Source organism: Archangium sp., assembly GCF_045802675.1.
Lineage (GTDB): Bacteria > Myxococcota > Myxococcia > Myxococcales > Myxococcaceae > Archangium.
Genome location: NZ_JBJMQO010000026.1, coordinates 226,092 through 252,204, shown reverse-complemented (window position 1 = coordinate 252,204; position 26,113 = coordinate 226,092). Strand labels below are relative to the sequence as shown.

General features: G+C 68.8%; 18 protein-coding genes. 9 read left to right on the top strand and 9 right to left on the bottom strand.

The genetic code is table 11. The annotated features are described in order from the left end of the window. The first annotated feature begins 155 nt into the window (after positions 1 to 155). The gene (locus ACJ8AN_RS07925; protein WP_407754638.1) at positions 156 to 1,613 is read left to right on the top strand and encodes an ELWxxDGT repeat protein; all 1,458 of its coding nucleotides are present in this window, start codon (positions 156 to 158) and stop codon (positions 1,611 to 1,613) included. Between the two features lie 67 nt (positions 1,614 to 1,680). On the opposite strand, the gene ACJ8AN_RS07920 is transcribed toward ACJ8AN_RS07925, so the two are convergent. Further along, complete coding sequence (locus ACJ8AN_RS07920; protein ID WP_407754637.1) at positions 1,681 to 3,282, bottom strand: ATP-binding protein; 1,602 nt, start codon at positions 3,280 to 3,282, stop codon at positions 1,681 to 1,683. Positions 3,283 to 3,386: 104 nt separating this feature from the next. Beyond that, complete coding sequence (locus ACJ8AN_RS07915; RefSeq protein ID WP_407754636.1) at positions 3,387 to 6,362, bottom strand: chemotaxis protein CheB; 2,976 nt, start codon at positions 6,360 to 6,362, stop codon at positions 3,387 to 3,389. 115 nt (positions 6,363 to 6,477) lie between these two features. Between ACJ8AN_RS07915 and ACJ8AN_RS07910 the strand changes: the two genes are divergently transcribed. Next, on the top strand, positions 6,478 to 7,221 hold the full coding sequence (locus tag ACJ8AN_RS07910) for a glutathione S-transferase family protein (RefSeq protein ID WP_407754635.1): 744 nt from the start codon (positions 6,478 to 6,480) through the stop codon (positions 7,219 to 7,221). A 21-nt stretch (positions 7,222 to 7,242) separates the two neighbouring features. Here the strand turns inward: ACJ8AN_RS07910 and ACJ8AN_RS07905 are convergent, their stop codons facing one another. Together ACJ8AN_RS07905 and ACJ8AN_RS07900 are read right to left on the bottom strand one after the other, a co-directional pair. Then, entirely contained in the window at positions 7,243 to 8,748 is a 1,506-nt protein-coding gene (locus tag ACJ8AN_RS07905) for a putative metal-binding motif-containing protein (RefSeq protein ID WP_407754634.1), read from the bottom strand. After that, entirely contained in the window at positions 8,745 to 9,608 is an 864-nt protein-coding gene (locus ACJ8AN_RS07900; RefSeq protein WP_407754633.1) for a hypothetical protein, read from the bottom strand. Before ACJ8AN_RS07900 ends, ACJ8AN_RS07905 begins: the two co-directional genes overlap by 4 nt. A 116-nt stretch (positions 9,609 to 9,724) precedes the next feature. Here ACJ8AN_RS07900 and ACJ8AN_RS07895 point away from each other — a divergent pair, with 116 nt between their 5' ends. The 3 genes from ACJ8AN_RS07895 to ACJ8AN_RS07885 are packed head-to-tail and all read left to right on the top strand — an operon-like array spanning position 9,725 to position 12,062. Then, positions 9,725 to 10,183, top strand: a complete 459-nt coding sequence (locus tag ACJ8AN_RS07895; protein ID WP_407754632.1) for a hypothetical protein — start codon at positions 9,725 to 9,727, stop codon at positions 10,181 to 10,183. A gap of 18 nt (positions 10,184 to 10,201) precedes the next feature. Beyond that, entirely contained in the window at positions 10,202 to 11,497 is a 1,296-nt protein-coding gene (locus ACJ8AN_RS07890; RefSeq protein WP_407754631.1) for a WD40/YVTN/BNR-like repeat-containing protein, read from the top strand. A 40-nt stretch (positions 11,498 to 11,537) separates the two neighbouring features. After that, on the top strand, positions 11,538 to 12,062 hold the full coding sequence (locus ACJ8AN_RS07885; RefSeq protein ID WP_407754630.1) for a DUF1993 family protein: 525 nt from the start codon (positions 11,538 to 11,540) through the stop codon (positions 12,060 to 12,062). A 104-nt stretch (positions 12,063 to 12,166) separates the two neighbouring features. On the opposite strand, the gene ACJ8AN_RS07880 is transcribed toward ACJ8AN_RS07885, so the two are convergent. Both ACJ8AN_RS07880 and ACJ8AN_RS07875 read right to left on the bottom strand, forming a co-directional pair. Beyond that, a complete protein-coding gene (locus ACJ8AN_RS07880; protein WP_407754629.1) occupies positions 12,167 to 13,033 on the bottom strand; it encodes a hypothetical protein in 867 nt (288 codons plus the stop codon). A 13-nt stretch (positions 13,034 to 13,046) separates the two neighbouring features. Next, positions 13,047 to 14,126 (bottom strand): hypothetical protein, encoded by a 1,080-nt coding sequence (locus ACJ8AN_RS07875; protein WP_407754628.1) that lies wholly within the window; start codon positions 14,124 to 14,126, stop codon positions 13,047 to 13,049. A gap of 322 nt (positions 14,127 to 14,448) precedes the next feature. On the opposite strand from ACJ8AN_RS07875, the gene ACJ8AN_RS07870 reads away from it, so the two are divergent. The 3 genes from ACJ8AN_RS07870 to ACJ8AN_RS07860 all read left to right on the top strand — a co-directional run bounded on the left by ACJ8AN_RS07870 (position 14,449) and on the right by ACJ8AN_RS07860 (position 21,592). Continuing rightward, positions 14,449 to 15,735: an adenylate/guanylate cyclase domain-containing protein gene (locus ACJ8AN_RS07870; protein ID WP_407754627.1), complete on the top strand. Its 1,287-nt coding sequence runs from the start codon at positions 14,449 to 14,451 to the stop codon at positions 15,733 to 15,735. A gap of 398 nt (positions 15,736 to 16,133) precedes the next feature. Next, positions 16,134 to 19,124, top strand: a complete 2,991-nt coding sequence (locus ACJ8AN_RS07865) for a PKD domain-containing protein (protein WP_407754626.1) — start codon at positions 16,134 to 16,136, stop codon at positions 19,122 to 19,124. A gap of 89 nt (positions 19,125 to 19,213) precedes the next feature. After that, a complete protein-coding gene (locus ACJ8AN_RS07860; protein ID WP_407754625.1) occupies positions 19,214 to 21,592 on the top strand; it encodes a PKD domain-containing protein in 2,379 nt (792 codons plus the stop codon). Between the two features lie 148 nt (positions 21,593 to 21,740). On the opposite strand, the gene ACJ8AN_RS07855 is transcribed toward ACJ8AN_RS07860, so the two are convergent. Beyond that, on the bottom strand, positions 21,741 to 22,112 hold the full coding sequence (locus ACJ8AN_RS07855) for an SDR family NAD(P)-dependent oxidoreductase (RefSeq protein WP_407754624.1): 372 nt from the start codon (positions 22,110 to 22,112) through the stop codon (positions 21,741 to 21,743). A 270-nt stretch (positions 22,113 to 22,382) separates the two neighbouring features. Between ACJ8AN_RS07855 and ACJ8AN_RS07850 the strand changes: the two genes are divergently transcribed. Continuing rightward, the gene (locus ACJ8AN_RS07850; protein ID WP_407754623.1) at positions 22,383 to 23,435 is read left to right on the top strand and encodes an Rpn family recombination-promoting nuclease/putative transposase; all 1,053 of its coding nucleotides are present in this window, start codon (positions 22,383 to 22,385) and stop codon (positions 23,433 to 23,435) included. A gap of 80 nt (positions 23,436 to 23,515) precedes the next feature. Here ACJ8AN_RS07850 and cglE read toward each other — a convergent pair whose 3' ends face one another. Beyond that, the gene (cglE, locus tag ACJ8AN_RS07845) at positions 23,516 to 24,112 is read right to left on the bottom strand and encodes an adventurous gliding motility protein CglE (protein ID WP_407754622.1); all 597 of its coding nucleotides are present in this window, start codon (positions 24,110 to 24,112) and stop codon (positions 23,516 to 23,518) included. Between the two features lie 82 nt (positions 24,113 to 24,194). Further along, positions 24,195 to 26,084 carry an AgmX/PglI C-terminal domain-containing protein gene (locus ACJ8AN_RS07840; protein ID WP_407754621.1) on the bottom strand — a complete coding sequence of 630 codons (1,890 nt, stop codon included), beginning with the start codon at positions 26,082 to 26,084 and terminating at the stop codon, positions 24,195 to 24,197. Positions 26,085 to 26,113 lie beyond the last annotated feature (29 nt).

Sequence of the window (26,113 nt, the reverse complement as noted above, 5' to 3'; positions counted from 1 at the left end):
TCACTCGCGCGAGGCCGACGAAGGCCAGGAGGACGAGGCTTCTGTCCGTTGGGTGGCGTCGTGCCGCTCCTCTGGCGCGGGTGCCAGGTTTCCTCGCGGGGCTACAGCTTCCCTCAGGTCCGGGGCATGCCGTGCCTCGGGGGGGGGGGATGACCATGAAACCGGGATTCAGCCGGCTGCCGATGCTCTTGCTGGCGCTGGGCCTCACCCACTGCGGGATGTCCTCCGGGGACAGGGAGGAACCGTCCTCGGGCGTGGCGACGGAGGCGGACGAAGCCCTGGCGTCAGTGGACTGCGTTCCGGCCACCCGGGTTCTGGAGACCACGCGCATCCGGGGGCCAGAGGGAATGGTCGCCGTGGGCGACCGGCTCTTCTTCATCGTCGTGAACCCCACCACGGGCTGGTCCCTCTGGAAGAGCGACGGGACGCGCGCGGGCACGGTCAGGGTGAAGACGATCGCGCCCATCACCGCACCCGCGGGCCCGCGAGCGCTCACGGAAGCCGGGGGGCTCCTCTTCTTCTCCTCCAATGGCGTTCTCTGGAGGAGCAATGGGACGGCGTCCGGTACGCACCCGGTGGACGTGCCGCAGCTCACGAATGCCTTTCCCCGGCGGGAGTACCGGGGCCGGCTGCTCGTCATCCGGCCCGTGCCCGGGCGTGGGGACGAGCTGTGGCTCACCGACGGCACGCGCTCAGGCAGCCACCGCATCCTGGGAGCGCCTCCCGCACTCGCCATCAACGTCTTCTCCTCGGGCATCGTGGAGACGGAGAGCGGGGATCTCGTCTTCACGGCGGAGACGCTGGCGGACCCGGGCACGTCGCGGCTGTTCCGGCTCCCCCGCTCGGGAGCCCTGGTGGAGCTCTTCCGGGCCTCGGCGAGCGGCATCGGCATCGGCCAGTTGACCGCCGTCGGGGACCGGGTCTTCTTCTTCACCGACGAGCTGTCACCGGGCGAGCCCTCCCACCTGTGGAGCAGCGACGGCACCCCGGGGAGCGCCGTCCTGCTGCGGAACTTCGGGCTGATCGCCCCGCCCTTCGGGCTCACCTCGTTCGACGGGCGGCTCTTCTTCACCGCCGGCGCCGAGGACGGGCCCCGGGGCTTCGAGCCGTGGGTGAGCGACGGCACGCCCTCGGGTACCCACCCGTTCGTGGACATCCGGCCCGGGGAAGCGGTGGGCTCGCTCCCGACGAACATGACGGTCCTCGGCGACCAGCTCTACTTCGTGGCGGATGATGGCGTGCACGGCCGTGAGCCGTGGGTGACGGATGGCACGGTCGCGGGCACCCGGCTCCTCATCGACATCCAGCCTGGAGCACCCTCCTCGTTCCCCTATGGGCTCGCGGCGGCCAACGGGAAGCTCTACTTCGCGGCGGATGACGGCGTTCACGGGACAGAGCCCTGGAAGGTGTTCGAGGATCGGCCCCGGCTGGTGGCGGACATCGTCCCCGGCAGTGGCTCGGCGCCGATAGAGCCCGGCGTAGGGCCCTTCGATGCACCGGCCGCGTCCTTCGTCCGCGCGGGGGGCTTCGTCTTCTTCCTCACGGCGTCCGGCGAGACCCCAGACAACGCGCTCTGGTCCATCAAGACGGGCTCGTACTGCCCGCCGCGCTGACGTCCGCTGGCCAGCGACCCAAAGGATTCACATACGAAAGCGTATCCTGAGGGCCCGGGGCCCACGGCTACTGGATGAGCACGGCGAGGAGTCTGTCGAGCTCCTCCCGCCTGAAGGGCTTGAGGAGCCGGGGATTGGGCACCCGCTCCAGGAAGGCCTGGGTCGCTGGCGTGAAGGCGCCGCCGGTCATGAAGATGATCCGCTCGGCCTGCTCGGGAAGGAGCCCCGAGAGCGCCTCGTGGAACTGCCCCCCGGTCATCTCCGGCATCATGAGATCGCAGAGGATGGCGTCGTAACGGGCCCCCTGGAGAAGCTGCTCCAGCGCCTCGCGCGCACCCCGGGCCAGGGTGATGTCGTAGTCAATCTCCAGCAGCAGCTCGAGGCTCTGCGCGAGCAGCGGCTCGTCATCCACGATGAGCAGCCGTCCCCGCCGTGGAGCCACGAGGCGCGGGGGCTCGGGCGGAGGTGGCTGCGCGCGTGGCCTCGCCGCCGCGGGGAGGCGGACGCGGAACACGCTGCCCCGTCCCAGCTCGCTCTCCACGGTGAGCTCGCCCCCGAGCGCCCTCACCAGGCCATGGCTGATGGACAGGCCGAGCCCCATTGCCTTGCCCACCTCCTTGGTGGTGAAGAACGGATCGAAGACGCGGCCGAGCAGCGCCGGGGGGATGCCGGACCCCGTGTCCTGGACCTCCACCACCACCCACCCCTCCACGTCCCGCACGCGCACGCGGACCTCGTGTTGATCCGCCCTGCCCTCCGGGAGGGCCTGGGCCGCGTTCATCAGCAGGTTGAGGAAGACCTGGCCCAGCCGGGCGCTGTCGGCGAGGACCTCCGGGACTTCGTCGTAGTCGAGCACGAGCCGGGCGCGGTGGCGCAGCTCCACCAGGGCCATCTTCACGGACAGCTCGAGCACCTGCCGCACGTCGATGGGGCCCGAGGTGCCCTCCTCGGGCCGGGAGAAGCTGCCGAGGTCCCGGACGATGCCGCGGATGCGCTCGGCGCCCATCGAGGCATCGGTCAGGCTCTGGAGCGCCGTCCGCACGGGCTCGCTCGTGGGCAGTTGCTGGAGCTGCTGGGTGGCGTGCTGGAGGTTGGCCATGAGGAAGGCGAGCGGGTTGTTGATCTCATGGGCCATCCCCGCCGCCAGCGTGCCCACGGTGGCCAGCCGCTCGGTGAGGCTCAGGCGGAACTGCATCTGCCGCAGCTCGGTGATGTCGAGGATGGCCGCGCGGCACAGGGGCCCGTGGGGCTCTCCACCGTCGAAGGGAGCGCTGTGGATGCGCACCTCGAAGCGCTGCTTGCCCACCCGCAGCCCCAGCTCCGTGCTCACGCGGTTGCCCAGCAGGCAGTGGCGCACGTGCTGGAGGAACCGGCTCAGGTCCGGCGGGTCCACGAAGGGCACGAAGGGTTGACCGAGCAGGTGGGAGCGAGCCTGCCCCAGCAGGGAGGCGCCGGTGAGGTTGAGCTCGCGGATGCAGGCCCGGCCATCCAGGCTCACGCAGGCCATGGGGGCGAAGTCGTAGAGGTCCACATAGCGTGCGCGCGACTCCTCCAGCTCCTGCTGCGCCTCCCGGAGATCGCGGTTCTGCAGCTCCAGCTCCAACTGGTGGCGTTGCAGCTCCCGGAGCAGGTGCTTGAGCCTGTCCGGAGCCACGGGCGTGGATTCCATGGCCTCCAGCGCCCGCGCAAGCTCCGCACGGGAAAGGCTCGCGTAGTCGGACATGCCTCGGTCTAGCACCAAAGGGTTAGTCGGAACCACGTACGACCCAGGAGCTATGTCCGGCCGGTGACGTCCATGATGGCGAGGAGGATGCGCTGAGTCCCCAGCTCCCGGCCGGAGATCCTCCGGGCGTTGAGCAGCATCCGCCGGTGGCCGAGGTGCTCGAAGTCGTGCTCCACCTCGAAGTCCCGCACCCGGGTGTTCTCCGGGAGGATCTCCTCCAACACGTGCCGCAGGGCGGGGATGTTCCACTGGCCGTTGCCGAGCTCGTAGAGGAGGTGCCCCACGGTGCGCGGCTCCGTCTCACGGAAGGCCGAGTAGAAGGCGCTGTTGGCGGTGAGGACGCGCAGGTAGCCGTCCAACACCAGGAACGGCTCGCGCATCGTCTCCACGAGCGCCTCCGCGTACTCCCGGGCCTGGTTGGACTCCTCGAGGCTGAGCTTGAGCCGGTCGATGTCCAGCAGCGTCATCACGGCGCCCTCGAGCCTGTTGTCCAGCGTCTTGTAGGGCCGCAGCCGCAGCGAGTACCAGTGCCCGGACGAGGAGCGCACCTCCTGCTCGAAGGGGGTGAACTCCCGGGTGACCTCGGAGACAGCGCGCTCCAGGCCGGGCAGATCGAGCGCGAGCCGCACCTCGCGCAGCGAGCGGCCCACGTCCGCGGCGGCGAGCCCCAGCACGCTCTCCGCCATGGGGGTGAAGCGGCGGATGCGCAGATCGCTTCCCAGGATGACGGTGGCGGTCCGCAGGCTGCCGATCAGGTTGTTCAAGTCGCTGTTGATCTGACTCAGCTCGAGGTTGCGGTTCTGGAGCTCCTCGTTGAGGGTGGTGAGCTCCTCGTTGGTGGACTGGAGCTCCTCCTTGGCCGTCTCCAGCTCCTCGTTGGTGGACTGGAGCTCCTCGTTGCTGGACTGGGTCTCCTCGGTGGCGGCGCGCAGCTCCTCGGAGGTGGTCTCCTGCTCCTGCAGCAGCATCCGCAGGTGCTTCCGGGCGCCGTGCAGCTCCTCGCGTAGCCGCTCCACTTCCTGGCGCGTGGCGGAGCGCTGGCCCAGGCCCGCCTTTTCGCGGCCCTTCCGGGGAGCGGGAGGGGCCGGGGGCTCCACGACCTCCTCGAAGAGGACGAGGTAGTAGCGCTCCCGGAGGCCCGAGGAGGCGGACAGGGGTTGCACCTCGAGGTTGAGCCGCCGCTGTCCGTCCCCGGCGGACACTCCGAGCCGCTCCTTGCGGACCGGGCCCTGGCCCCGCTGGGCCTCACGGATGGCCGCGCGCAGCTCCAGGGCCAGGTCCTCGCGCGCCATCCTCAGCAGGTGGAGGCTCGCCACTCCGGGCACGGGCTCGAGGTAGGGGCCCGTATGGCCGCGGAAGTGGAGGATCTCCATCGCGTCGTTGATGATGACGCCCGGGGGGCCGTAGCGGGCGAGCACGAGCCGGTCCGCCTCCCGCTGCGGATCCTGCTCCAGCACGCCGCGCTTGGGCCGGGGACGCCCGTCCTCGTGCCGTCCGGCCACGGGCTCCCGGTAGGAGAAGGAGAGGCTCGGCCGGTAGGAGACGGCCTTCTTGCGGTAGAGCTTGTGCCGCCGGTCCACCAGCGAGAAGAGGTCCGCCGAGGCCCCCACCGTCTCGGACGTTCCCAGCAGCAGGTAGCCCTCGGGGTTGAGGGCGTAATGGAAGACGGACAGCACCTTCTTCTGCAGCACCGGATCCAGGTAGATGAGGACGTTGCGGCAGCTGATGAGATCCATCCGGGAGAAGGGAGGATCCGCCAGGATGTTCTGCCGCGCGAAGATGCACAGGTCGCGCAGGGACTTGTGGATTTGATAGCCGTCCTCGGTGCGGACGAAGAAGCGGCGCAGCCGCTCGGGGGAGACGTCGGCGGTGATGGACTCGGGGTAATGGGCGAGGCGGGCCCGGGTGAGGGCCTGTTCGCTCAGGTCGGTGCCGAAGGCCTGGATGGGCGTGGAGATGGCGTGCTCCCCGAGGTACTCCAGCAGGCACATGAGGATGGAGTAGGCCTCCTCCCCGGTGGCGCAGCCCGGCACCCACACGCGCAGGGGGAGCTCGGGGGGCCGGTTGCGCAGGAGCTCGGGGAAGACGCGCTGCTGGAGCCCCTCGAAGACCTCCGGGTTGCGGAAGAAGCTCGTCACGTGGATGAGCAGCTCCTGACCGAGCGCCTCGCACTCCTCGGGATGCGCCTCCAGGTAGCGGACGTAGTCGGAGAGGCTGTTGGCGTGGTGGAGGCGCAGCCGCTGCTCCAGGCGCCGCTGGAGGGTGCTCGGCTTGTAGTGGCTGAAGTCCACCCGGGTGGTGGTGCGCAGCAGGTGGAAGACGCGAGCCAGGTCTTCCTCGGAGTGCTGGGAGAAGGGAGGGGGGGCGGAGGGCACGAGGCCGGAGCGGGAGGTGGGAGCGAGCCCGGCCAGGTTCCTCGCGATGTCCTCGGGGACGAGCACGTGGTCCACGCAGCCGGCGTTGATGGCGCTCAGGGGCATGGCGTCGAAGGCGCAGGAGGCCGGCTCCTGGGCGAAGGTGGTGCCCCCGGCGTCGCGGATGGCCTCGAGGCCGCGGGTGCCGTCCGAGCCCGAGCCCGAGAGGATGATGCCGATGGCCCGGCCCGGCGCCAGCTTCGCCAGGGAGAGCAGGAGATCATCGATGAGGCGCAAGGAGCCGTGGGGGCGGGACGTGCGCGCGCCGATGTGCAGCGAGTCCTGTTCGACCGTGAGGCGGACACCGGGCGGAGTGACGTAGACGTGGTCGGGCGAGAGCGTCAGTCCTTCGCGGGCCTCGAGCACGGGCATGGCCGTCCTCGAGGCCAGCAGGGCGGGCAGCACGCTCTCGTGGTCGGGCGAGAGGTGCTGCACGATGACGAAGGCCATGCCGGTATGGGGGGGCAGGGACTCGAGCAGGAGCTGCAGGGGGCGAAGCCCGCCGGCGGAGGCTCCGATACCCACCACGGGAAAGCGCTCCAGGGGGTGGGCCTGCTGCCTGGCGCCGCGCCGGGGCGTACGGCTCTGGGTGGTGGGTTGTTTCTTCCTCACGGGCCCCTCGTCATGACTCCGGACGGGCCTTCTTTATCACCTGTCCGAGCCCGCCACGGCCTCCCTGACCTCCGCTTGTTGCCAGGGGGCTGGACCGGGAGGAGAGTCACCGGCCATGCGAACCCTGGTGGGCTTGGGCTACTCCGGTTGGACCGAGAAGGCGCGCTGGGCGATGGATCACCACCGCCTGGCGTACCAGTACCGCGAACACATTCCGCTCCTCGGCGAGCTGCGCTTGCGGCGCCATGCGCCTCCCGGGCAACGCGGCACCGTGCCGCTCCTGCTGGAGGACTCGGGCGCCACGATGGGCTCCTACGCGATCGCCCAGCGGGCCGAGCGCGAGGGCCAGGGCGCTCCCCTCCTCCCCGCGGCCTCGCTCCCGGAAATCGAGCAATGGGAGCAGCTCAGTGACGCGATCCTCCGCGTGGGGCGCGCGTACATGGTGCAACGGCTCATCCAGTTCCCCGACGCCCAGACCGAGAGCCTCCCCTCGTTCATCCCCGGGTGGACACGGGGCGCGATGAAGCCCATGGCGCGGATGGCGGCGAGCTTCCTCGCGAACAAGCACGAGGCGGCGTCGGATCCGGAGGCGGCCCTGCTCGCCACGGCGGTGCCCGGCTTCGAGCGGCTGCGCACGGCGCTCCAGCGAGGGCCCTTCCTCACCGGCACGTTCTCGTACGCGGACATCGCCATGGCGCTGACGCTCCAGTTCATCCAGCCCGTGGATGATCGCTTCATCCCACTGGGGCCGGGCCGGAGGAAGGCCTGGAGCCACCCGGCCCTCGCGGAGCGGTTCGCGGACCTGCTCCGCTGGAGGGACCAGCTCTACGCCGGGCATCGCCCCGCTCCGGCGCGCTGACCGCGGGTGGGCGCCCCCTGGCTACAGCTTGCAGAAGGGCTGCAGGTTCACCTCCAGGGGCGGCGGCGCGGCGCTCGACACCGCCATGGCGGGGTCGCGCTGGTAGACCACGTAGTACGGGTCCCCCGGCAGTTGGACGGGCACCTCGGAGAAGGTGGGCGAGCTCGAGAGCGACAGCGTGGCGACCTTGTCCACGATGTCCGACGAGAACGAGAGTCTGGCGGCCTGGATGTCGCGCGGGGCGGAGTCACGCTTGTTCCGCCAGGACCAGAGCGCGAGGCTCGGCATCGGGGCCCCCGCCGGCGCCGTCATCTGCATGCGCTCGATGAAGCCGGCATGGGCGTAGGGTGCCGGCGAGAGGAACGTCCCGTTGTCGTACGTCTGGATGCTGAGATACGACGTGTTCTCGAGGGAGTCGTACCGCACGTAGAAGAGGCTGTAGTCCGTCTCGTTGCCGACCGTCGGAACGAGGAACGGCGAATGCGTGTCCGGATCCCGGAAGAGGGTCATGGGGTTGCCGACGAGCGCGCCCTCGTTGGAAATGGTCGCCACGTTCCGGACCAGGCCGCTCTCGTACGCCACCAGGAACCGGGTCGACATGCCGTTCTCCGTGGCATGCAGCCCGAAATTCGTCTGCGGGTTGGCGAGCTTGAAGGCGGTGCTCGCATCCTGGTCGAGCCCGACGGGAATCGTGAGCGCCCAGATTTCGGGGACGGGTGCGGAGGCCCCCCCCGTCGTCCGGACGAGCACCAGGATATGGGTCGAATTGACCGCGAGCCTGACCTCCGATGCATTGGGGGAGGCACCGCCATTGGTGTAGGGGATCTCCACGGGAGCGCGAAGGATGTCGCCGCGCGCATCCAGCAGGGCCACGTAGAGCTTGATCTGGGTCCCGCCAAGCACCCCGGGCTGTTCGAGCCAGGCGACCGCGGCCAGGCCCGCCGACGCGCCCGCGACAGCCGTGTTCCTGCCACCCGAGGTGGCGGGCGGGAACGTCACCCCGTCGCGCAGGGTTCCACCAGGCGACAGGGTGCGGGTCACGACCTTGCCGGACTCCGTCGTGACGATGAGCGTCACCTCCGGCTCGTCCGTACCCGGGCCCCCCAGGGGAAGGGCGACCAGCGAGGCGTCGGCGTCCTGGCTCCGGGTGATGTTGAGGGACGCCTGGTTGTCCGGCGTGCCGTCGCAGTCGTTGTCCAGGCCGTCGCACCGCTCGAAGGCCGGCTTCTTCTTGCTCTCACAGGCGCCGAAGGTTCCCTCCGCGCCACACACACGCGCGCCCGCGACGCACTCGCCCAGTCCGGAGGAGGTGCAGTCCTCGGCCGTCCCGGGCTTGCAGACCATGTCCGAGGTGAGCTGGATGCAGCGGTTCTCGTAGCAGACGAAGTCCGCGGGACACGTGTGGTCCGTGGCGTTGCAGCCCGCGGGGCCCTCCTCCTGCTCGACCTCCTCGATGGAGGGGACGGTGCAGGCAACGGCGCAGCAGGCCAGACAGGACAACAGCAGAAGCTTGGACAGGGGGCTCACGGCGAACCTCCTCCCGTGGAGGCGGAAGCGGTGGAGCTCCCGGGAATGAGGAAGGTGGCGAGCGCACCCAGCGCGGCGGCGCTCGCGGTGCCGAACAGGATGTTGGCGACGAGGGCGTTGCTCTCGGCGCGATTCAGGTACGCGACGCGCTCGTCGTAGAAGCCGGCCTCGCGCGCGTGCGACACCTGGGTGGCCGATTGCAGGCCGAAGAAGGCCGCGGCGCCGCCCGCCACCGCGGTCGTCCCCAGCAGCACCGCCGGCAGCACCGAGCGGCCGGACGCCTTCTGCTCGTTGACGGAGGGCACGTAGGCGGGAGTCTGGGGCCGCGGCTCCACGCGCGGGGTGAGCCCGGGGGTCTGCACCGGGCGATCCGCCGGAGCCTGCGCGGTAGCCCCGGAGGCCGGCTCCTGGACGCCCAGGTCACGCCGCACCGACTGGCGCACGTCCTCGAAGTCGCGCTCCACCTTGGGGGAGACCTTCACCGGCAGCCTCGCGTCCGGCTGGAGGTAGAGGCCGGTGCGGAACGAGGCCAGCGACTCGTCGTGCTGGCCGAGCTCCGCCTGCACGATGCCCTGGTACAGGGCCACCGGCACCTCCTGCTCGACGCCGTGCGCCAACGCCTTGGCCCGCGACAGCTGCTCCAGCGACTTCTCGTACTCGAAGTTCTCGTAGAGGCTGACGGCGGCGGAGAACACGCTCTGGAAGTCTTCCTGGGGGGCCGGGGCCTTGCGATTCGGAGTCTTCCGGGCCGGGGTCTTCCGGGCGGGCGCGGCGGAGGCGAGCGCCTGGGCAGGCAGGCAGGCCGCGAGGCAGAGGGCAAGCGCCCGTGCTCGTCCTGTCCGGGGGGAGCTGGAATTCATGGTGCAACACCGTAGCAGGAGCAGGCCCGCTACTGGCAGTCCTCCCCCTCCCGCTGCTCCACCCAGGGGCGTGCGCTTGCCTGTTTCGAGTCCACGGCCCTGGTAGGTTGGGACCCATGCGCAAGCAGCGACCGAGGCATTGGGTGCTCGTCCTGGGCGGGTGGACGCTGGCGTGGGGATGCGGCGGTGGAGCGGAACCGGAACCGCTAGCGACGCCTCCCACCTTCAGCCGTGACGTGGCTCCCCTCCTCCAGGGCTCGTGCGGCTTCGGCTCGGGGTGCCACGGCACCGCCCAGCCCGCGGGCTCCGTGCAACTCACCCTCGGCACGGGAGACGCCGCCGCCCTCCTGGAGCGGTTGAAGGCGAAGAGCGTCCGCGAGCCCTCGCTGCCGCTGGTGGACCCGGGAAATCCCTCGGGGAGCTTCCTGCTGCGAAAGGTGACGGGGGACTTCACCGGCCTGCCGTGTGCTCCGAGCGCCTGTGGCGAGCGCATGCCCCAGCGCGGCACGCCGCTTCCGCGGGAGGACCTCGACTTGCTGGAGCAGTGGATCCAACAGGGCGCCGGCCTCGAGTAGGGCGATACACTCCGCACCATGGCCTCATGGAGATTCCTCGCCTGTCTGGGCGTGCTGTCCGCGGCCGCCGTGCATGCACACGGCGGCTTGATGGAAACCCAGAGCTACACCTCGCGCCGCGGGCATCCGGAAGATCAGGTGATGGGCTTCAGCCGGGGCACGCTCATCTCGCGCGACAGCGGTAGCTCGTGGCGCTGGGTGTGCGCGGAGGCCATGGGCTACGGCAGTTGGACTCCCGAGCGCTACGTGTGGCTCTCGAGCGGAGAGCTCCTCACGGCCACCGGGAAGGTGCTGTTGCGCTCGCGCGACGGAGGCTGCTCCTGGGCCCCCTCCCCCGCCTTCCAGGACGCCTGGGTCACCAGTCTCGCCGAGCACCCCACGGACGACACCGTGCTCTATGTGGCCACGGGAAGGCCCGCGGTGAGCAATCTCCTGTACCGCTCGGAGGATGGCGGGGAGACGTGGACGCCCACTCCGCTGAAGCGCGACGCCGTCTTCTCCACGGTGCGCGTGGCGCCTTCCGATCCGAAGCGCCTCTATGTCAGCGGTTGGATGGGCTACGCGATGTACCTGTTCCGCAGCGGCGATGCCGGCCAGACGTGGGAGGACCTGCCTCGAGCGTTCTCCGGGCCGCTCGAGGGCGCATATGACTTGAAGCTGCTGGCGGTGAGCCCGGCCCATCCCGACGTGCTGTGGGTGCGCGTGTCCTCGCTGAGGGCGGCGGGCAACATCGTCTACACCGTGCTGCGCAGTGACGATGGCGGCCGCACGCTCACGTCCGTGCTGGAGGTGGACGAGCCGCTCGTCGACATGGACGTCTCGGCCGATGGCCAGACCGCGTGGGTGGCGAGCTACACGCGCCTGTACCGGGCGCGCGAGGGTGAGCCCTTCCTTCCGTTGCCCCTGCCCACGGGCAATGCGTGCGTGAAGCGCGAGAGCGGTGCCCTCTACGCCTGCGGCTCCACCTGGCTGCACGATTGGGCCCTGGCGCGCAGCACCGACGAGGGCAACTCGTGGGAGCCGCTCTTCAGCCTGCGTGAGGTCCAGGGCGTCCACCAGTGCCCGGCGGGTACGCCCGTGAGCGGGCTGTGCACGCCGCTCTGGCCCCAGCTCGCCGCTCAGCTCGGTGCACCTGTCTCGCCCGCGCCACCGGATGCCGGAACGCCCGGGGAACAACCCCCTCCGAAATCCGAGGGGTGTGGTGCCTCGGCCGGGAGCGCGGGGATGGCCCCGCTGCTCCTCGTGACCCTGCTAAGCCACGGACGGCTTCGAACGCCCGGTTCTTGCTGTCGTGGTCGTTCGGGCAGATGCTGAAAAGGCGGAAACGCGAGCGCCAGAAAGCGAGGGAAAGCCGATGGCAACATCACTCTACGACCTCAGCGTGCCCACCTTCCTGCAGACCGTGAGGGCCGTCGCAGGCTTTCTCGACCGTGCGGCCAGGCACTGCGCTGAGACGGGTGTTGATCCCGACGACTTCGTGAACGCGCGCCTTTTCGACGACATGGCGCCCTTCCACTTTCAGGTCGAAGCCACATGGCACCATTCCGTGTGGGGGGTGGAAGCCCTCAAGACCGGTGTGTTCGCCCCGCCGGCCTTGGTCGGACCGGTCCCTTTCGCCGACCTGCAGGCGATGATCGGCAAAGCGGAAGTGGCGCTGGAGGCGTTCACGCCCGACGAGGTCGACCAATGCGCGGGCAAGGACCTGGACCTTCAGATCGGGCCGCGGAGGCTCGCCTTCACGTCGGAGACGTTCATTCTCTCGTTTTCCCTGCCGAACTTCCATTTCCACGCCGTCACTGCCTACGACATCCTCCGCTCGCGCGGTGTACCGCTCGGCAAGCGTGATTACGAAGGCCGGCTGCGCACCAGAGCAGCCTAAGAACCAGTTTCGGTAGGAGCTTCCTGAGCAGATTGGCTCCTACCGAAACAGGTTCTTAGCCGCGGTGGGCGGCGAGCGGAGGGAAGGGCCCTCCATTGGCCACGCTACGGGGTCGGGCAGGAATCGGTCGACTTGTAGCCTTGCTTGCACAGACACAGACAACCCGCTTCCTGCCCTGGCACGTTGCAGGCGGGGCGGATGGTGAGGATCTTCTGGAGTTTCTTGCCCCGGCTATCCTGGAGGCGGACGATGAGCTCGTAGTCCTGGTTGAAGATGTCCCGGCTCGACCATGGGTTGGGACACAACGGCACGTTGGAGAACGAGGATTCGTCCTCGTCGAGGGTGTACCCCCGGCCGTCCGCACCCCGTTGCAGGTTGATGGTCCGCGTGTCGAACTGGGGCTTGCCGTTGAGATCCGTCACCACGCCCTGCAGGACCACTCCACAGGGATCCATGTTGATCACGTCACGCACCCCGATGAACGACACACGCCCGCCCTGGGGGGGAAAGATGAGCGAGACAGTGCTCCCGTTCGTGATCGTTGACGACTTCGCATCCGGCCACAGCGACGAGAGCGCCTTGGGAGTGAAGTCGGGTTCGCCATTGAGGTCTCCCAGGTAGGGGATGCCACACGAGGTGGTGACCGTGCCCGCGTCCGGAGTCGTGCCCGCGTCCACAACGGTGCCCGCGTCCTGGCTCGTCCCCGCGTCCTCGACAGTACCCGAACCCGCGTCCTGACTCGTCCCCGCGTCCTGACTCGTCCCCGCGTCCTGACTCGTCCCCGCGTCGTGGCCCGTGCCCGCGTCGTGGCCCGTGCCCGCGTCCTGACTCGTCCCCGCGTCGTGGCCCGTGCCAGAATCCTGACCCGTGCCCGCGTCATGGGAGGAGTCGTCGCCCTCGGAGCCACAGCTCATGGCCAGACAGAGAGACAGCAGCACCAGGGGGACATACTTCATGGAATACACTTGCATGACACGATTCCCGTCAAAAGCAGGTTACGTCATCCTGCTTGGGATAGTAATAGACGAAGGCATTGCAGTGCTCGTTCTGATCCACCTGCGGTCCAAAGGTGTAGCAGCAGTCGAGCAGGCGATCAGGGGTCGAGTATTTCTTGCGATCGAACTCGTCCAGGGCCTGGCAGCCCACGGGAGGAGGCGTCCACTCGTAGGAGCACGTGTACCAGATGCCACCTTCCGCGGGCACCGTGATGTCCAGCTCGGGCGAGTGCGTCATGGGCGGGTCATCCCACGACTCCGAGGTGTAGAAGCGCTGGCCCTCCGCGGGCCGCTCGGTGCTCTTGCCATCCCAGGAGTAGATCCGGAACTCCCTGCCGCGGCTGTGGAAATGGCCGTTGGCCCCGATGATCTGCACGGGGCTCGGGCTGTTGATATGGCAGCCGCCCTCGAAGGTCGGCGTGAGGAGCTTCGAGCACACCCGGATGGATTGCTTGGTGACGAAGAGGGTCCCCAGCTCGTCCTTCACCTGCTCCTTGGGGACGGTCCAGAAGTTCACCCACACCCGGCCGTAGTTCTGTGGCGTCTTCTGGGTGGAGGCATTGACGAAGTGCGTCTGCAACATCAACCATTCATCCGGTTGGATGACATTGGCCACCCCCTCCGGATACGTCCAATCGACGGTCCCCTCCTGCTGGGTGTTGGCCAGCAGGGGCCAGTCCGCCCAGTTCGCGCTGTTGAAGCAGGGACCCACGCCGTTGGCGGCGGGCTGGAAGGTGCCATTGGCCGGATCCAACCCCGAGATGGTGCGCACCCGGAAGATGTTCATGTGGTGCGAGCCATCACGCTGGGAGATCTGCACGCGATGCAGGTTGATGGGCTCGTCCGGCAGACCGTTGGCCGCGGCGAGCTCGCCCGCCCGGAAGAAGTAGCAGTCCTGCTGTTCGACGCCCTGGGGAACCTCGGTCTCCCGGGTGCTGAACTGGAAGCCCTGCCCCCGCGGGACGGGGTCCAGCGCATAGGTATCCGTCGTGCCCGGGTCGGGCGGCTCGACAGTACCGGAACAGGCCGTCAGGGCAATCCAGGCGATGAGAGCGAGCGGGGTTCTCACGGAGGACCTCGGGTTGGAGGGAGTGGGACGGCTGGCGAGCATCCTGCACTTCTCCGCGAAAAGCACTCCCACTCGCCTCTCACCATTTGAGAGCGCCACTTCGCATCGCGCGGTGGAGGTCCCTACCGGTACGCGCTCGCTGTCCTGAGTGCCTTGCTGGCGCTGCTGTGCCAGGGGCGGGGAGATTCACGTCGAAAGCTCGCCCGGTCAGGGATCCACCTTCACCGTGAAGCTCTCCCTGGAGCAGCGGCCCGCGCCGGCCGAGCCGCGGTAGCCGCTGAAGCGCAATGCCCATGGCAGGTGCGCTATCCTGCCGCACAGCATGCGCGCCAACCCTGGCTTCGACTCCGCCTCCCGGGGGTTCGATTCCCTCTTCGAGGAAACCATCCTGCACCTCGAGGCGCGCATGGCGCGCATCGTCGCCATCGGCGGAGCCGTGGTGACGCTGCTCGTGCTCGGGGGGATTCGCCTGGGCTCCCCCACGCCGCCCATCATCCTCGCCGTCCCGGTGACGTTCTTCGTGTGGTACCTCGGCATCCGCCTGCTGCTGAAGGCCGGGCTCTTCCGGCCCTGGATGCGCTACGCCTCCTCGCTGGTGGACGTGTCCCTGGGCAGCGTGGTGACGCTGCTGGACGTGCACGCCAATGGCTCGCTCTATACCGTGACGGCCGCGGGGCCCGCCTTCTACGCGGTGGGCGTCGTCATGGCGACCCTGCGCCTCCAGCCCGGGCTGTGCCTCTTCGCGGGCCTGGCCGCCGCGGCCCAGCTCGTGGCCGTCATGATGCTCGCCGTGCGCCCGGGCCTCTCGCCCGAGCTGCTCGCCACCGGCGTGGGGGACCTCACCGTCGTGCTCGGCAAGGCCATCTTCCTGGTCACCATCGGCGTGCTGGGCATGGTGGCCAGCCGCTCCATGCGCTGGATGCTGCTGCGCCTCACCGAGAGTGCCCTGGAGCGCGAGCGCGTGCGCAGCGTGCTGGGAATGCATGTCAGTGAGCAGGTGATGGAGCACCTGCTGTCCGGCCACGTGCCCGGCGGAGTCGAGCGGCGCGCCATCACCGTCTGTTTCACCGACATCCGCGACTTCACCCGGCTCTCCGAGTCCCAGCCCGCCGAGGAGACCGTGCGCCTGCTCAATCTCTATTACGGGCGCATGTGTGAGATTGTCGCGGCGCACGGGGGACTGGTGAACAAGTTCCTCGGAGACGGGATGATGATTGTCTTTGGAGCGCCCACGCACCAGCCGGACGATGCGCAGCGGGCGCTCGCCGCCGCGCGCGACATGCTGGCCGAGGCGGACCGGATGCGCGAGAGCGGCGAGTTTCCCGGACTGCGCATTGGCGTGGGCCTGCACCGGGGCGAGGCCGTGGTGGGCAACGTGGGCGGCGCGCAACGCCAGGAATACACCGCCATTGGCGACACGGTGAACACCGCCTCGCGCGTGCAGGATTTGACCAAGGTGCTCGGGCGCTCGCTGCTGCTCACCCGCGAGTGCCGCGAGGCCCTCGCGGACAGCACCTTCGAGCCGCTCGGCTCCCACGCCGTCAAGGGCCGCCTCCAGCAGCTCGAGCTCTTCAGCCTGCGCGAGTCCGAGGCCCAGCAGGCCGCCTGAGCCGGGGCCGGAAGCACGCTCGTCGTACTCGCCGCGCCGCGGGTGTGGTGCGGAGCGTGGCGTCTCGCCGACGTCTTCGATCCGCCGGGAGAGACAGAAGAAACGCGGAAGCCTTGGCGAGCGTTGGTGCCGCGCTTCGAGTACCTGCCAGATGACCTGATAGCCGAGCGGAAAGGGGCGCTGAAAGCACGGCCCGGCCCACCACTGGCACGGCTGGCGTGGCGGGGGCCTGGAGCGCCCTCGTCGCGGGGGGACTCGCAGGGCGCTTTCCAGTGGCATGCAGATTTTCTGCATCAATTTCTCATTCGTCGGCTCCTGTATTTCACGGGAGACGTGGTTGGCCCCGTGGAAGCGAACCCGGGTCGATCCCAGTCCCCGGGTTCCCGGAAAGGTTCCCCATGACGCGAATGAGAAAGCACGTGTGGCTGTACCTGACAGCCTCCCTCCTCGCCCTCGCGGTTGGCTGCGGCGCGCCCCCACAGCAGGAGGAGGACAGCACCGGCTCGGCCCAGTTGTTCGGCACCACGGAGCAGGCCATTACCTCCGCTGACGTCACCTCGGTGCGCGTCACGGTGTCCGCGGCCGACATGCCGGCGCGCACCTCCGAGCTCGTGAAGACGAACAACCAGTGGAGCGGCCTCGTCGGCAAGCTGCCCGCGGGCACCGGCCGCACCTTCTCCGCCGAGGCCTTCAACAGCAGCGGCACGAAGCTGTACGCCGGCTCGGCCACCAGCGTCACCATCCTCGCCAGGCAGACCACCGCTGTTTCCATCACCCTGCAGGAGGTCAGCCCCGCGGCTCCCTTCTCCAATGCCGCGCCCATCATCTCCTCGCTGTCCGCCGCCCCTGGCACCGTCGAGCCCGGCGGCTCGGTGACGCTCAACGCCTCCGCTTCGGACGCCAACCCGGGCGACACCCTCACCTATGCCTGGAGCGCTCCCTCGGGCACCTTCGCCCAAGCTGCCAGTCTTTCCACCACCTGGACGGCACCCGCTGCCGCCGCCACCGTCCCCCTGACGCTCACGGTGACGGACTCCAAGGGCCTGCAGGGCAAGGTGACCTTCAACGTCAACGTCACCTCGGGCAAGGGCGACGCCGCCGTCAATGCCTCGCTCAATACCTGGCCCCAGGTGGGCAACCTCTCCGCCAGCACCACCGCCCTCGAGGTGAATGACTCCACCACCGTCTCCGCCACCGCGTCCGACAACGACGGCGACACCCTGGCCTACAGCTGGACGTCCTCTTGCACTGGTACCTGGAGCAACGCCACCTCCGCCACCGCGCAATTCACCGCCACCGCCCTGCCCGGCAGCAACGTGTGCAACAACTGCAATCTCACCGTCACCGTCACCGACTTCCGCAATGGCCAGGCCATCGGCGGACAGACGACGGGCACCCTCTCCCTCTGCGTGGGCCCCAAGAAGACGGCTCTCTTCCCTCCCGATATCACCGAGACGTTCCAGTCGGCGGCCTCCACCTCGGCCAACGGCACCGTCACCTTCCGCGTGAAGGCGGTGGATCCGCAGAGCAGCGCCATGAGCTTCTCCTGGGCTTCCAACACGGGCACCACGGGCTCGCCCACCACCAGCGCGAGCACCAGTGACGTGGTGTGGACGGCTCCAGCCTGTGTTTCTTCTGGCACCTCTCCGACCGTCACCGCGACGGTCACCAATGCGCTCGGCCTCTCCGCCAACACCGCCTTCACCGTCTCCGGGCTCCCCGCGTGCAGCACCGCCCCGGCGGCACAAGTCCTCGATGCTGGAGACGACCACACGGTGATGCTGAAGCCGGACGGCACCGTCTGGGCCTGGGGCTACAATGGCTACGGCCAACTGGGCGACGGCACCACCGGCTATCGCGGCACCCCCAGCCAGGTGCCGGGCCTGTCCAACATCATCTCCATCGCCGCAGGCAGCAATCAAACCCTGGCGCTGAAGCAGGACGGCACCGTCTGGTCCTGGGGCTCCAATGTGAACGGCCAGCTGGGCGATGGCACCTCCACCAGCCGCGCCTCCCCCGTCCAGGTGACAGGCCTGTCCAACATCACCGCCATTTCCGCGGGCGGCGTCCACTCCCTGGCGCTGAAGCAGGACGGCACCCTCTGGGCCTGGGGCGCCAATGGCCAAGGCCAGCTGGGCGACGGCACCACCAACTACCGCGCCTCCCCCATCAAGGTGCCGGGCCTGTCCAATATCACCGCCCTCTCCGCGGGTTACCTCCACTCCCTGGCGCTGAAGCAGGACGGCACCCTCTGGGCCTGGGGCTACAATCAATACGGCCCACTGGGTGACGGCACCACCACCAACCGCAGCTCCCCCGTCCAGGTGTCCGGCCTCTCCAATATCATCGCCATCTCGGCGGGCACTTCACACAGCGTGGCGCTGAAGCAGGACGGCACCGTCTGGGCCTGGGGTTACAACAGCTACGGCCAGCTGGGCGATGGCACCACCACCAACCGCAGCTCCCCCGTCCAGGTGCCCGGCCTCTCCAATATCATCGCCCTCACCGCGGGCAACTACCACTCCCTGGCGCTGAAGCAGGACGGGAATCTCTGGGCCTGGGGCTATAATGTCACCGGCCAGCTGGGCGACGGCACCACCACCCAACGCACCTCCCCCGTCCAGGTGTCTGGCCTCTCCAACATCACCGCCCTCTCCACGGGCCAGTACCACACCGTGGCGCTCAAGCAGGACGGCACCGTCTGGTCCTGGGGCTACAATCAATACGGCCAGCTCGGCAATGGCACCAGCGTCCATCGCATCGCGCCCAGCCAGCTGCCTGGCCTGTCCAACATCATCTCCACCGCCGCGGTCGGCCACGTCCTGGCGGTGAAGCAGGACGGGACGCTCTGGGCCTGGGGCAGCAATTACAACGGCCAGCTGGGCGACGGCACCACCACCCAACGCACCTCCCCCAGCCAGGTGCCCGGCTTGTCCAACGTCATCGCCGTCTCCGCGGGCCAAGTCCATTCCCTGGCGCTGAAGCAGGACGGCACTGTCTGGGCCTGGGGCAACAATAGCGACGGACAGCTGGGCGACGGCAACACCATCGGCCACTTCTCTCCCGTCTTGGTGCCCGGTCTGTCCAACCTCACCGCCATCTCCGCGGGCATCTCCCACACCCTGGCGCTGAAACAGGACGGGACTGTCTGGGCCTGGGGCCTCAATGACCATGGTCAGCTGGGCGACGGAAGCACCACCCGACGCACCTCTCCCGTCCAGGTGCCCGGTCTGTCCAACCCCATCGCCATCACCGCGACCTTCAACTACTCCCTGGCGGTGAAGCAGGACGGGACACTCTTGGGATGGGGCAACAATAACTCCGGCCTGTTGGGCAATGGCGGCGTCCCCGCCGTCTACTCCTCGCCCATCCAGTCCCAACTCCCCTGACGCCCTCCCGCGTGCGCCCGCGTGCCATTGACGCGCGGGCGCACGCCATCGCCTCCAGCAGCATTCACCGGCTTTCGAAGAGATACCCCATGACTCGAATGACAAAACACGTGTGGCTGTACCTGGCAGCCACTCTCCTCGCGCTAGCAGCTGGCTGCGGCGCGCCTCAGCAGGACGAGGACACCACTGGCTCGGCCCAGTTGTTTGGCAGCGTGGAGCAGGCTATTTCCTCCGCTGACGTCACCTCGGTGCGCGTCACGGTGTCCGCGGCCGACATGCCGGCGCGCACCTCCGAGCTCGTGAAGACGAACTACCAGTGGAGCGGCCTCGTCGGCAAGCTGCCGGCGGGCACCGGCCGCTCCTTCTCCGCCGAGGCCTTCAACAGCAGCGGCACGAAGCTGTACGCCGGCTCGGCCACCAGCGTCACCATCCTCGCCAGGCAGACCACCGCCGTTTCCATCACCCTGCAGGAGGTCAGCCCCGCGGCTCCCTTCTCCAATGCCGCGCCCATCATCTCCTCGCTGTCCGCCGCCCCCGGCACCGTCGAGCCCGGCGGCACGGTGACGCTCAACGCCTCCGCTTCCGACGCCAACCCGGGCGATACCCTCACCTACGCCTGGAGCGCTCCCTCGGGCACCTTCGCCCAGCCCTCCAGCCTCTCCACCTCCTGGACGGCACCCGCTTCCGCCGCCACCGTGCCCCTGACGCTCACGGTGACGGACTCCAAGGGATTGCAGGGCAAGGTGACCTTCAACGTCAACGTCACCTCCGGCAAGGGAGATGCCGCCGTCAATGCCTCCCTCAACACCTGGCCCCAGGTGAGCAACCTCTCCGCCAGCGCCACCGCCCTCGAGGTGAATGACTCCACCACCGTCTCCGCCACCGCCTCCGATAACGATGGCGACACGCTGGCCTACAGCTGGACGGCCTCCTGCCCCGGCACGTGGACCAATGCCACCTCCGCCACCGCGCAATTCACCGCCACCGCCCTGCCCGGCAGCAGCACCTGCAACAACTGCAACCTCACCGTCACCGTCACCGACTTCCGCAACGGCCTGGCCATTGGCGGCCAGACGACGGGCACCCTCTCCCTCTGCGTGGGCCCCAAGAAGACGGCCCTCTTCCCTCCCGACATCACCGAGACGTTCCAGTCCGCGGCCTCCACCTCCGCCAATGGCACCGTCACCTTCCGCGTGAAGGCGGTGGACCCGCAGGGCAGCGCCATGAGCTTCTCCTGGGCTTCCAACACGGGCACCACCGGCACGCCCACCACCGGCGCGAGCACCAGTGAGGTGGTGTGGACGGCCCCCGCCTGCGTCTCCTCGGCTACCACTCCCACTGTCACGGTCACCGTCGCCAACGCCCTGGGCGCTTCCGCCTCCCAATCCTTCACCGTCACGGGCTTGCCCCCCTGTGCTTCCCAAGAGACGACCACCCTCCTGGCCAATTACCATTCCGCCCTCGTGAAGCAGGATGGCACTGTCTGGGCTTGGGGCTCCAACGCCTATGGCAATCTCGGGGATGGGACCACCACCACCCGCAAATCCCCGATGCAGGTGCCGGGCCTCAGTGGTGTCACCGCCATTGATGCAGGGGTTGCTCACATGTTGGCACTGCGCCAGGACGGCTCCGTCTGGGCCTGGGGCTATAACCTCTACGGCCAACTCGGGAATGCGACAAACACCGACCGCTCCTCCCCGGCGAGTGTGCCAGGCCTGAGCACCGTCACCGCCATTGCCGCGGGTGATTACCACTCGGTGGCGCTGCGCCAGGCCGGCACCGTCTGGACCTGGGGTTACAATTTCGGCGGTCAGCTCGGGAATGGCTCCACCACCGACCGCACCTCACCGGGACAGGTACCCGGCCTCAGCGGCATCACCGCCATTTCCGCGGGCGCCTACCACACCGTGGCGCTGCACCAGGACGGTACCCTCTGGGCTTGGGGTAGCAACGACGGCCAACTCGGGGATGGAACCACCACCCGCCGCACTTCCCCGATACAGGTACCGGGCCTCAGCGGCATCACCGCCATTTCCGCGAGCCACCTCCACACGTTGGCGCTGCGCCAGGACGGTACCCTCTGGGCCTGGGGCCAAAACGCCCAAGGCCAGCTCGGGGATGGAACCACCCTCAACCGCACTTCCCCGGTGCAGGTGCCGGGCTTGAGCGGCGTCACGGCCATTTCCGCGGGTCAGTTCCACACGGCAGCGCTGCTCCAGGACGGCACCGTTTGGACCTGGGGCCGCAACAACCTGGGTCAGCTCGGGGATGGGACCACCACCGACCGCGCCTCCCCGGCGCAGGTACCCGGCCTCAGCGGTATCACCGCCATTTCCGCGGGCGCCTACTACATGCTGGCGCTGCGCCAGGACGGCACGCTGTGGGCCTGGGGTAACAACGGCACCGGCCAGCTCGGAGATGGAACCCTCACCAACCGCCTCTTGCCGATGCAGGTGCCAGCGTTCTGAGGCCCTCCGGGGCCTGAAAACACCCAAGGCCGGGAGCCGCTGGGACTCAGCGGCTTCCGGCCTCCCCTGGACACCACCTCGGATGGACTCAACCAGCCCCCGCCCTGCTCACGCCTCGCGCACCCGGGCCTCGCTCCGAGCCCACAGCTCAGCGGCCAGGGCCTCGAAGCCGGTCGAGCAGCAGCGTGGTGAAGAGGAAGGGGCCCAGGTGGTTGGTCCCAAAGGTGAGCTCGAAGCCCTGGGGCGTCAGCCCGCTCCTTCCCGCCACGCCCGCGTTGTTGATGAAGACGTGGAGCGGCTCGCCGGTAGCCAGGAAGCGCCCGGCCGCGGCGCGCACGGAGGCGAGGTCCGCGAGATCAATCGAGAGGAACTCCACGCCGCCACCGCTCGCGCGCAGGCGCTCGAGGACGGGCCGGTCGCGCTCCTCGGAGCGGCAGTCGAGCCACACCCGTGCGCCTCGCGCGGCGAGCACTTCAGGCGTGGCGAGCCCGATGCCCGTGTTGGCACCGGTGAGGAGCATCGTGCGACCCTTCAGCGACGTGTCCTGAGCCACATGGGGCGCGGACGGTACCACGAGCGACAGGAGTCTCCCGCACGCGGAGGCAGCGCGGTCCCACGCAAATCCTCGCGGCCTGGTCGAATCGGCTGTACGGGCTCGGGCGGATGAGCTGGTGGCCCCGGAGGGTAGCGTCTCGCCGACGGGACGAAGGGGCGCGCGAGCGGACGTACACAGCCTGCTGGCTCCCTGAGCGCTGGTGCTGGCGCGCTCCGTGCTTGGGCGCCGTGCGCCATGCCCGGACCTCATGACCTCTTCGCCCGTTATACCTTTGGCCGCCCCGAGCGGGCGGAGGCCGAGCTGCGTGCCGTCCTCCCCGCCCATGTCGTCTCCGAGGTGGACTGGTCGAGCCTGCGCCTGGAGTCCGGGAGCGTGGTGGATCCGGAACTGCGCGAGACGGAGAGCGATCTGCTCTTCACCGCGCGCCTGCGGACGGGCCGCTCGCTGCTGCTGTACGTATTACTGGAGCACCAGTCGACGGTGGACAGGTGGATGGCTTTGCGCATGCTGCGCTACGTGGTGCGCCAGGTGGAGCGCTGGCGTCAGGAGCATCCGGAGCGCTCTCTGCTGCCAGTCATCATCCCGCTCGTCATGTATCACGGGCCAGAGGGGGCCTGGACGGCGCCGCAGCGGGTGGAGGACCTCTTCGAGTTGCCGGGAGAGACAGAGGAAGCGCGGAGGTACTGGCGAGCGTTGGTGCCGCGCTTCGAGTATCTGCTCGATGACTTGACGGCCGAGCAGGCGGAGGCGCTGCGAGCCCGGCCCGGCCCGCCTCTGGCCCGATTGGCGTGGCTCGTCCTGCGCTACGGACGCACCAAGGAACTGGCCCACCGTCTACCGGAGTGGACGGCTTTGTTCGCACAAGTGCATGCCACCCCCGAGGGCACCGAACATCTGGTGGTGGTCATCCGTTACCTCCTCTGGATTGGGGACACAGCCACCCACGCAGCAGCGGGGCAGGTGCTACATTCGGTGATGGACGCACAGCAAGCGGAGGCGCTGATGGGAAGCTGGGCCGAGGAAATGATTGAGCGGGGCTTGGTGCGAGGCAGGGAAGAAGGGTTGGCGCGCGGCAGGGAGGAGGGTCTGGCACGAGGGCGTGCCGAGAGCATCGTGCGAATCCTCACCCTCCGGGGGATTCAAGTCGACGAAGCGGCCCGGCAGCGCATCCTCGACTGCACGGAGCTGGAAACGCTCGACCGCTGGTTCGACCGGGCCCTCCAGGCCACGAGCATTTCGGAGGTGCTGGACGGCGGGACACAGACGCCTCGGCGGAAGGACTCATGACACCAAGGCCGTGAGCCGCTGGGAATCAGCAGCTTCCGGCCTCTGTGTCTGTGTTTCTGCCGGGCTTCGAACCGTCTGGCTCAGAAGGTGTATTTCACTCGCGGAAACAGCGCGAAGGTCGGGATGTTGGGCCCGATGAGGTAGCGGGCCAGGAAGTCCGCGCCCACGGAGAAGTGGTCCATCGGCGTCGCGTACTCGATGCCGATGCCCACGCCCGCGTTCGGCGCCGTCAGGGCCTGTCCCGGATCACCACTGCCCACCGGCGCCGGGTCCAACCGCGACAGGCCCGCCGCCACCTTCGGCATCAGGTAGAGGCGATCGGCGAGCGGCACCATGTACGCCGCCGTCACGTCGGCGAACGCCACGGTGAAGTTATCGGACATGCTGCACATGTCCGTGCCCGGCAGGTACCCGGCGAAGCAGTTCGCCGCCGACGATCCCAGTCCGAAGTGCACGCCCAGCGAGACCTTGTCCGTCAGGTCATACCCCACGCCGAGCTGCAGGTACGTCTGTGCATTCGAATAGACGTTCTCGCCCCCGAGCGTGAAGAACGTCCCGATGTCGGCCTCGGTGAAGAAGCCGCGGCGGACCTCGAGCGGGACTCCTTCGGGCGGGGTGGCCGCCAGGGCGGCGGTGGGCAGCATCGCGAGCACGGCGACCAGCAGCGGCTTCTTCATGGCGGGGCAATCCTCGAAAACGGCCCTCTCCCCCGGAGGGGAGAGGGGTTCTGCACGTGGAACTCCAGACAGACGCGAGCGGCTACTCGGTACCCGCGGGCGAGAAGAGCCACGGGTACGTCACCGCCACCACACCGCCGCCCTTGGGCTCGGGGAACTTCCAGCGGCGGATGCGCGAGAGCATGCACGCCTCGGCCGTGGAGCTGTTCAGCGTGGTCTCCGTCACGTTCGCCTCCGATACCGCGCCCGCCGGGTCGATCGTGAAGGCCACCGCCACCTTGCCCTGCAGGTTCGGGTTCTTGTTCAGCTCGGTCTCGTAGCAGTACTTGATCTCGTTCTGGTGGCTCCGGATGATCTTGGCGATCACGTCCTTGTCGAGGCCGCCAACCACCGTCGTCTTGCCGGGGACGATCTTGGTGATCGTCTTGCCGCGGCCGGACAGGTCGATGCCGCCGGCGTCACCCAAGCCCCGGCCGTTGCCCTTGGTGCCCAGGCCGCCCAGACCCAGCGCGGTGCCGCCGCCCCCGGTGCCACCGCCGCGCGAGCCGAGCCCGCCCACGCCCTGCGCATCCCCGACACCCGCACCGGACTTGAGGCCGCCCAGCGCGTTGTTGATGCCGGTGCCCAGGCCGCCCGGACCAAAGACATCCGAGGCGCCGCCCTTGAGACCCTTGAACGCGCCGAGCAGGCCCACCTTGCCGACCACCTGGCGATCCTTCTCGCGCTTGTTCTTGTCGACGACGTTGGTGCCCGGCTTGGAGGGATCGGCCTCGGCCTTCTTGGCCTCCTCCTTGCCGAACTTGCCCTCCTCGTCCTTGGCCTTGGCGCCCTCTTCCACGCCCTTCAAATCCAGACGCTTGGTCTCGATCTTCTTCTGGGGCTGGACGAGGAACTTCGCCACGCGTTGCTGGCTCTGGAAGATGTCGTTCTCGGACACGCCCTCGGAGCGCGGCATGAGCAGCATGGCCGCCACCACCGCGCCGGCCGCCACCAGGCTCAAGCTCAGGATCTTGAACCAGCTGTAGTCCGCGTCCTCCAGGGTGTTCACCGTCACCATGGGGGAGGGCTTCACGTAGCGCACCACGAAGGTGAGCGTCCCGAGCGACACCTCCGCGCGATCATGCAGACCGAGCGTGTACGCGTGCTCGCGGCCCGACATCGTCAGCTTGCCCTCGGCGCGCAGGCTGTCCTTCGTCCGCACGTCCCCGTTGCGGGTGACGATGACGCCGGCGGATTCAGGGACGTGCAGCTCGAAGAGCTCGCCGCGCGCCACCGCCAGCACGTGACGGGCTCCGACGTCGGAGTCATACACGTGGAAGAAGTTCTTCTTCGCCTCGCCGATGGTGACCGGCACGCCGTCGCGGAAGTGCTGCACGCCGAGCATCTGGTCGCCCCAGCTCAGCTGCACCTGGAGGACCTTGGAGTCCTGGGTGGGCAGCGCCTCGGGCGGCAGCGGCTCCTGCATGTGCGCCGCGACACGTGGCCTCGCACGCCGGGCCGCCGTGTTGCCCGGAGCCGCGCGGGTGCGCAGACCGGGAGGCGTGGCCCGGGTGATGCTCTCCGGGGCCCTGGGCGCGGCGGGCTCCACCTGCGCGGGCGGATGCAATACCGAGCCCTGCAGCGTCCCGCCGTTCACCTCCGCGCCCGCGGGCCCCGAGTCTCCGAAGACCACCTCCACCCGTGAGCTGCCCACCATCAGCACGTCACCTGGGGAGAGCGTCCGCGGTCCCACCACCCGCTGGCCCCCCACCTCCGTGCCACTCTCGCTGCCGAGATCAATGGCCGTCACCGAACCGGTGGACTCGACCTTCAACATCACATGAAGGTTCGAGACCCTGGGGTCCAGGATCTTCACCGCCGCCTGCGCTCCCGAGCCCACGATGACGCTCTCCGACTCGGAGACCGCCTCGTGTACGGAGCCGTCCGGCCCGGTGATCCGCAGCGTCAATCCGTTCTTCTTCCCCGCCGCCATAGAGGATCCCTCCTCCTCCCTTCCCGTTC

Bases quoted from the DNA above. Each gene is read 5' to 3' on its own strand.
- cglE (WP_407754622.1), bottom strand. From the start codon at position 24,112: ATGAAGAAGCCGCTGCTGGTCGCCGTGCTCGCGATGCTGCCCACCGCC.
- ACJ8AN_RS07925 (WP_407754638.1), top strand. From the start codon at position 156: ATGAAACCGGGATTCAGCCGGCTGCCGATGCTCTTGCTGGCGCTGGGC.
- ACJ8AN_RS07850 (WP_407754623.1), top strand. From the start codon at position 22,383: ATGCCCGGACCTCATGACCTCTTCGCCCGTTATACCTTTGGCCGCCCC.
- ACJ8AN_RS07890 (WP_407754631.1), top strand. From the start codon at position 10,202: ATGGCCTCATGGAGATTCCTCGCCTGTCTGGGCGTGCTGTCCGCGGCC.
- ACJ8AN_RS07870 (WP_407754627.1), top strand. From the start codon at position 14,449: ATGCGCGCCAACCCTGGCTTCGACTCCGCCTCCCGGGGGTTCGATTCC.
- ACJ8AN_RS07910 (WP_407754635.1), top strand. From the start codon at position 6,478: ATGCGAACCCTGGTGGGCTTGGGCTACTCCGGTTGGACCGAGAAGGCG.
- ACJ8AN_RS07900 (WP_407754633.1), bottom strand. From the start codon at position 9,608: ATGAATTCCAGCTCCCCCCGGACAGGACGAGCACGGGCGCTTGCCCTC.
- ACJ8AN_RS07855 (WP_407754624.1), bottom strand. From the start codon at position 22,112: ATGCTCCTCACCGGTGCCAACACGGGCATCGGGCTCGCCACGCCTGAA.
- ACJ8AN_RS07895 (WP_407754632.1), top strand. From the start codon at position 9,725: ATGCGCAAGCAGCGACCGAGGCATTGGGTGCTCGTCCTGGGCGGGTGG.
- ACJ8AN_RS07840 (WP_407754621.1), bottom strand. From the start codon at position 26,084: ATGGCGGCGGGGAAGAAGAACGGATTGACGCTGCGGATCACCGGGCCG.
- ACJ8AN_RS07885 (WP_407754630.1), top strand. From the start codon at position 11,538: ATGGCAACATCACTCTACGACCTCAGCGTGCCCACCTTCCTGCAGACC.
- ACJ8AN_RS07860 (WP_407754625.1), top strand. From the start codon at position 19,214: ATGACTCGAATGACAAAACACGTGTGGCTGTACCTGGCAGCCACTCTC.
- ACJ8AN_RS07865 (WP_407754626.1), top strand. From the start codon at position 16,134: ATGACGCGAATGAGAAAGCACGTGTGGCTGTACCTGACAGCCTCCCTC.
- ACJ8AN_RS07920 (WP_407754637.1), bottom strand. From the start codon at position 3,282: ATGGAATCCACGCCCGTGGCTCCGGACAGGCTCAAGCACCTGCTCCGG.
- ACJ8AN_RS07880 (WP_407754629.1), bottom strand. From the start codon at position 13,033: ATGCAAGTGTATTCCATGAAGTATGTCCCCCTGGTGCTGCTGTCTCTC.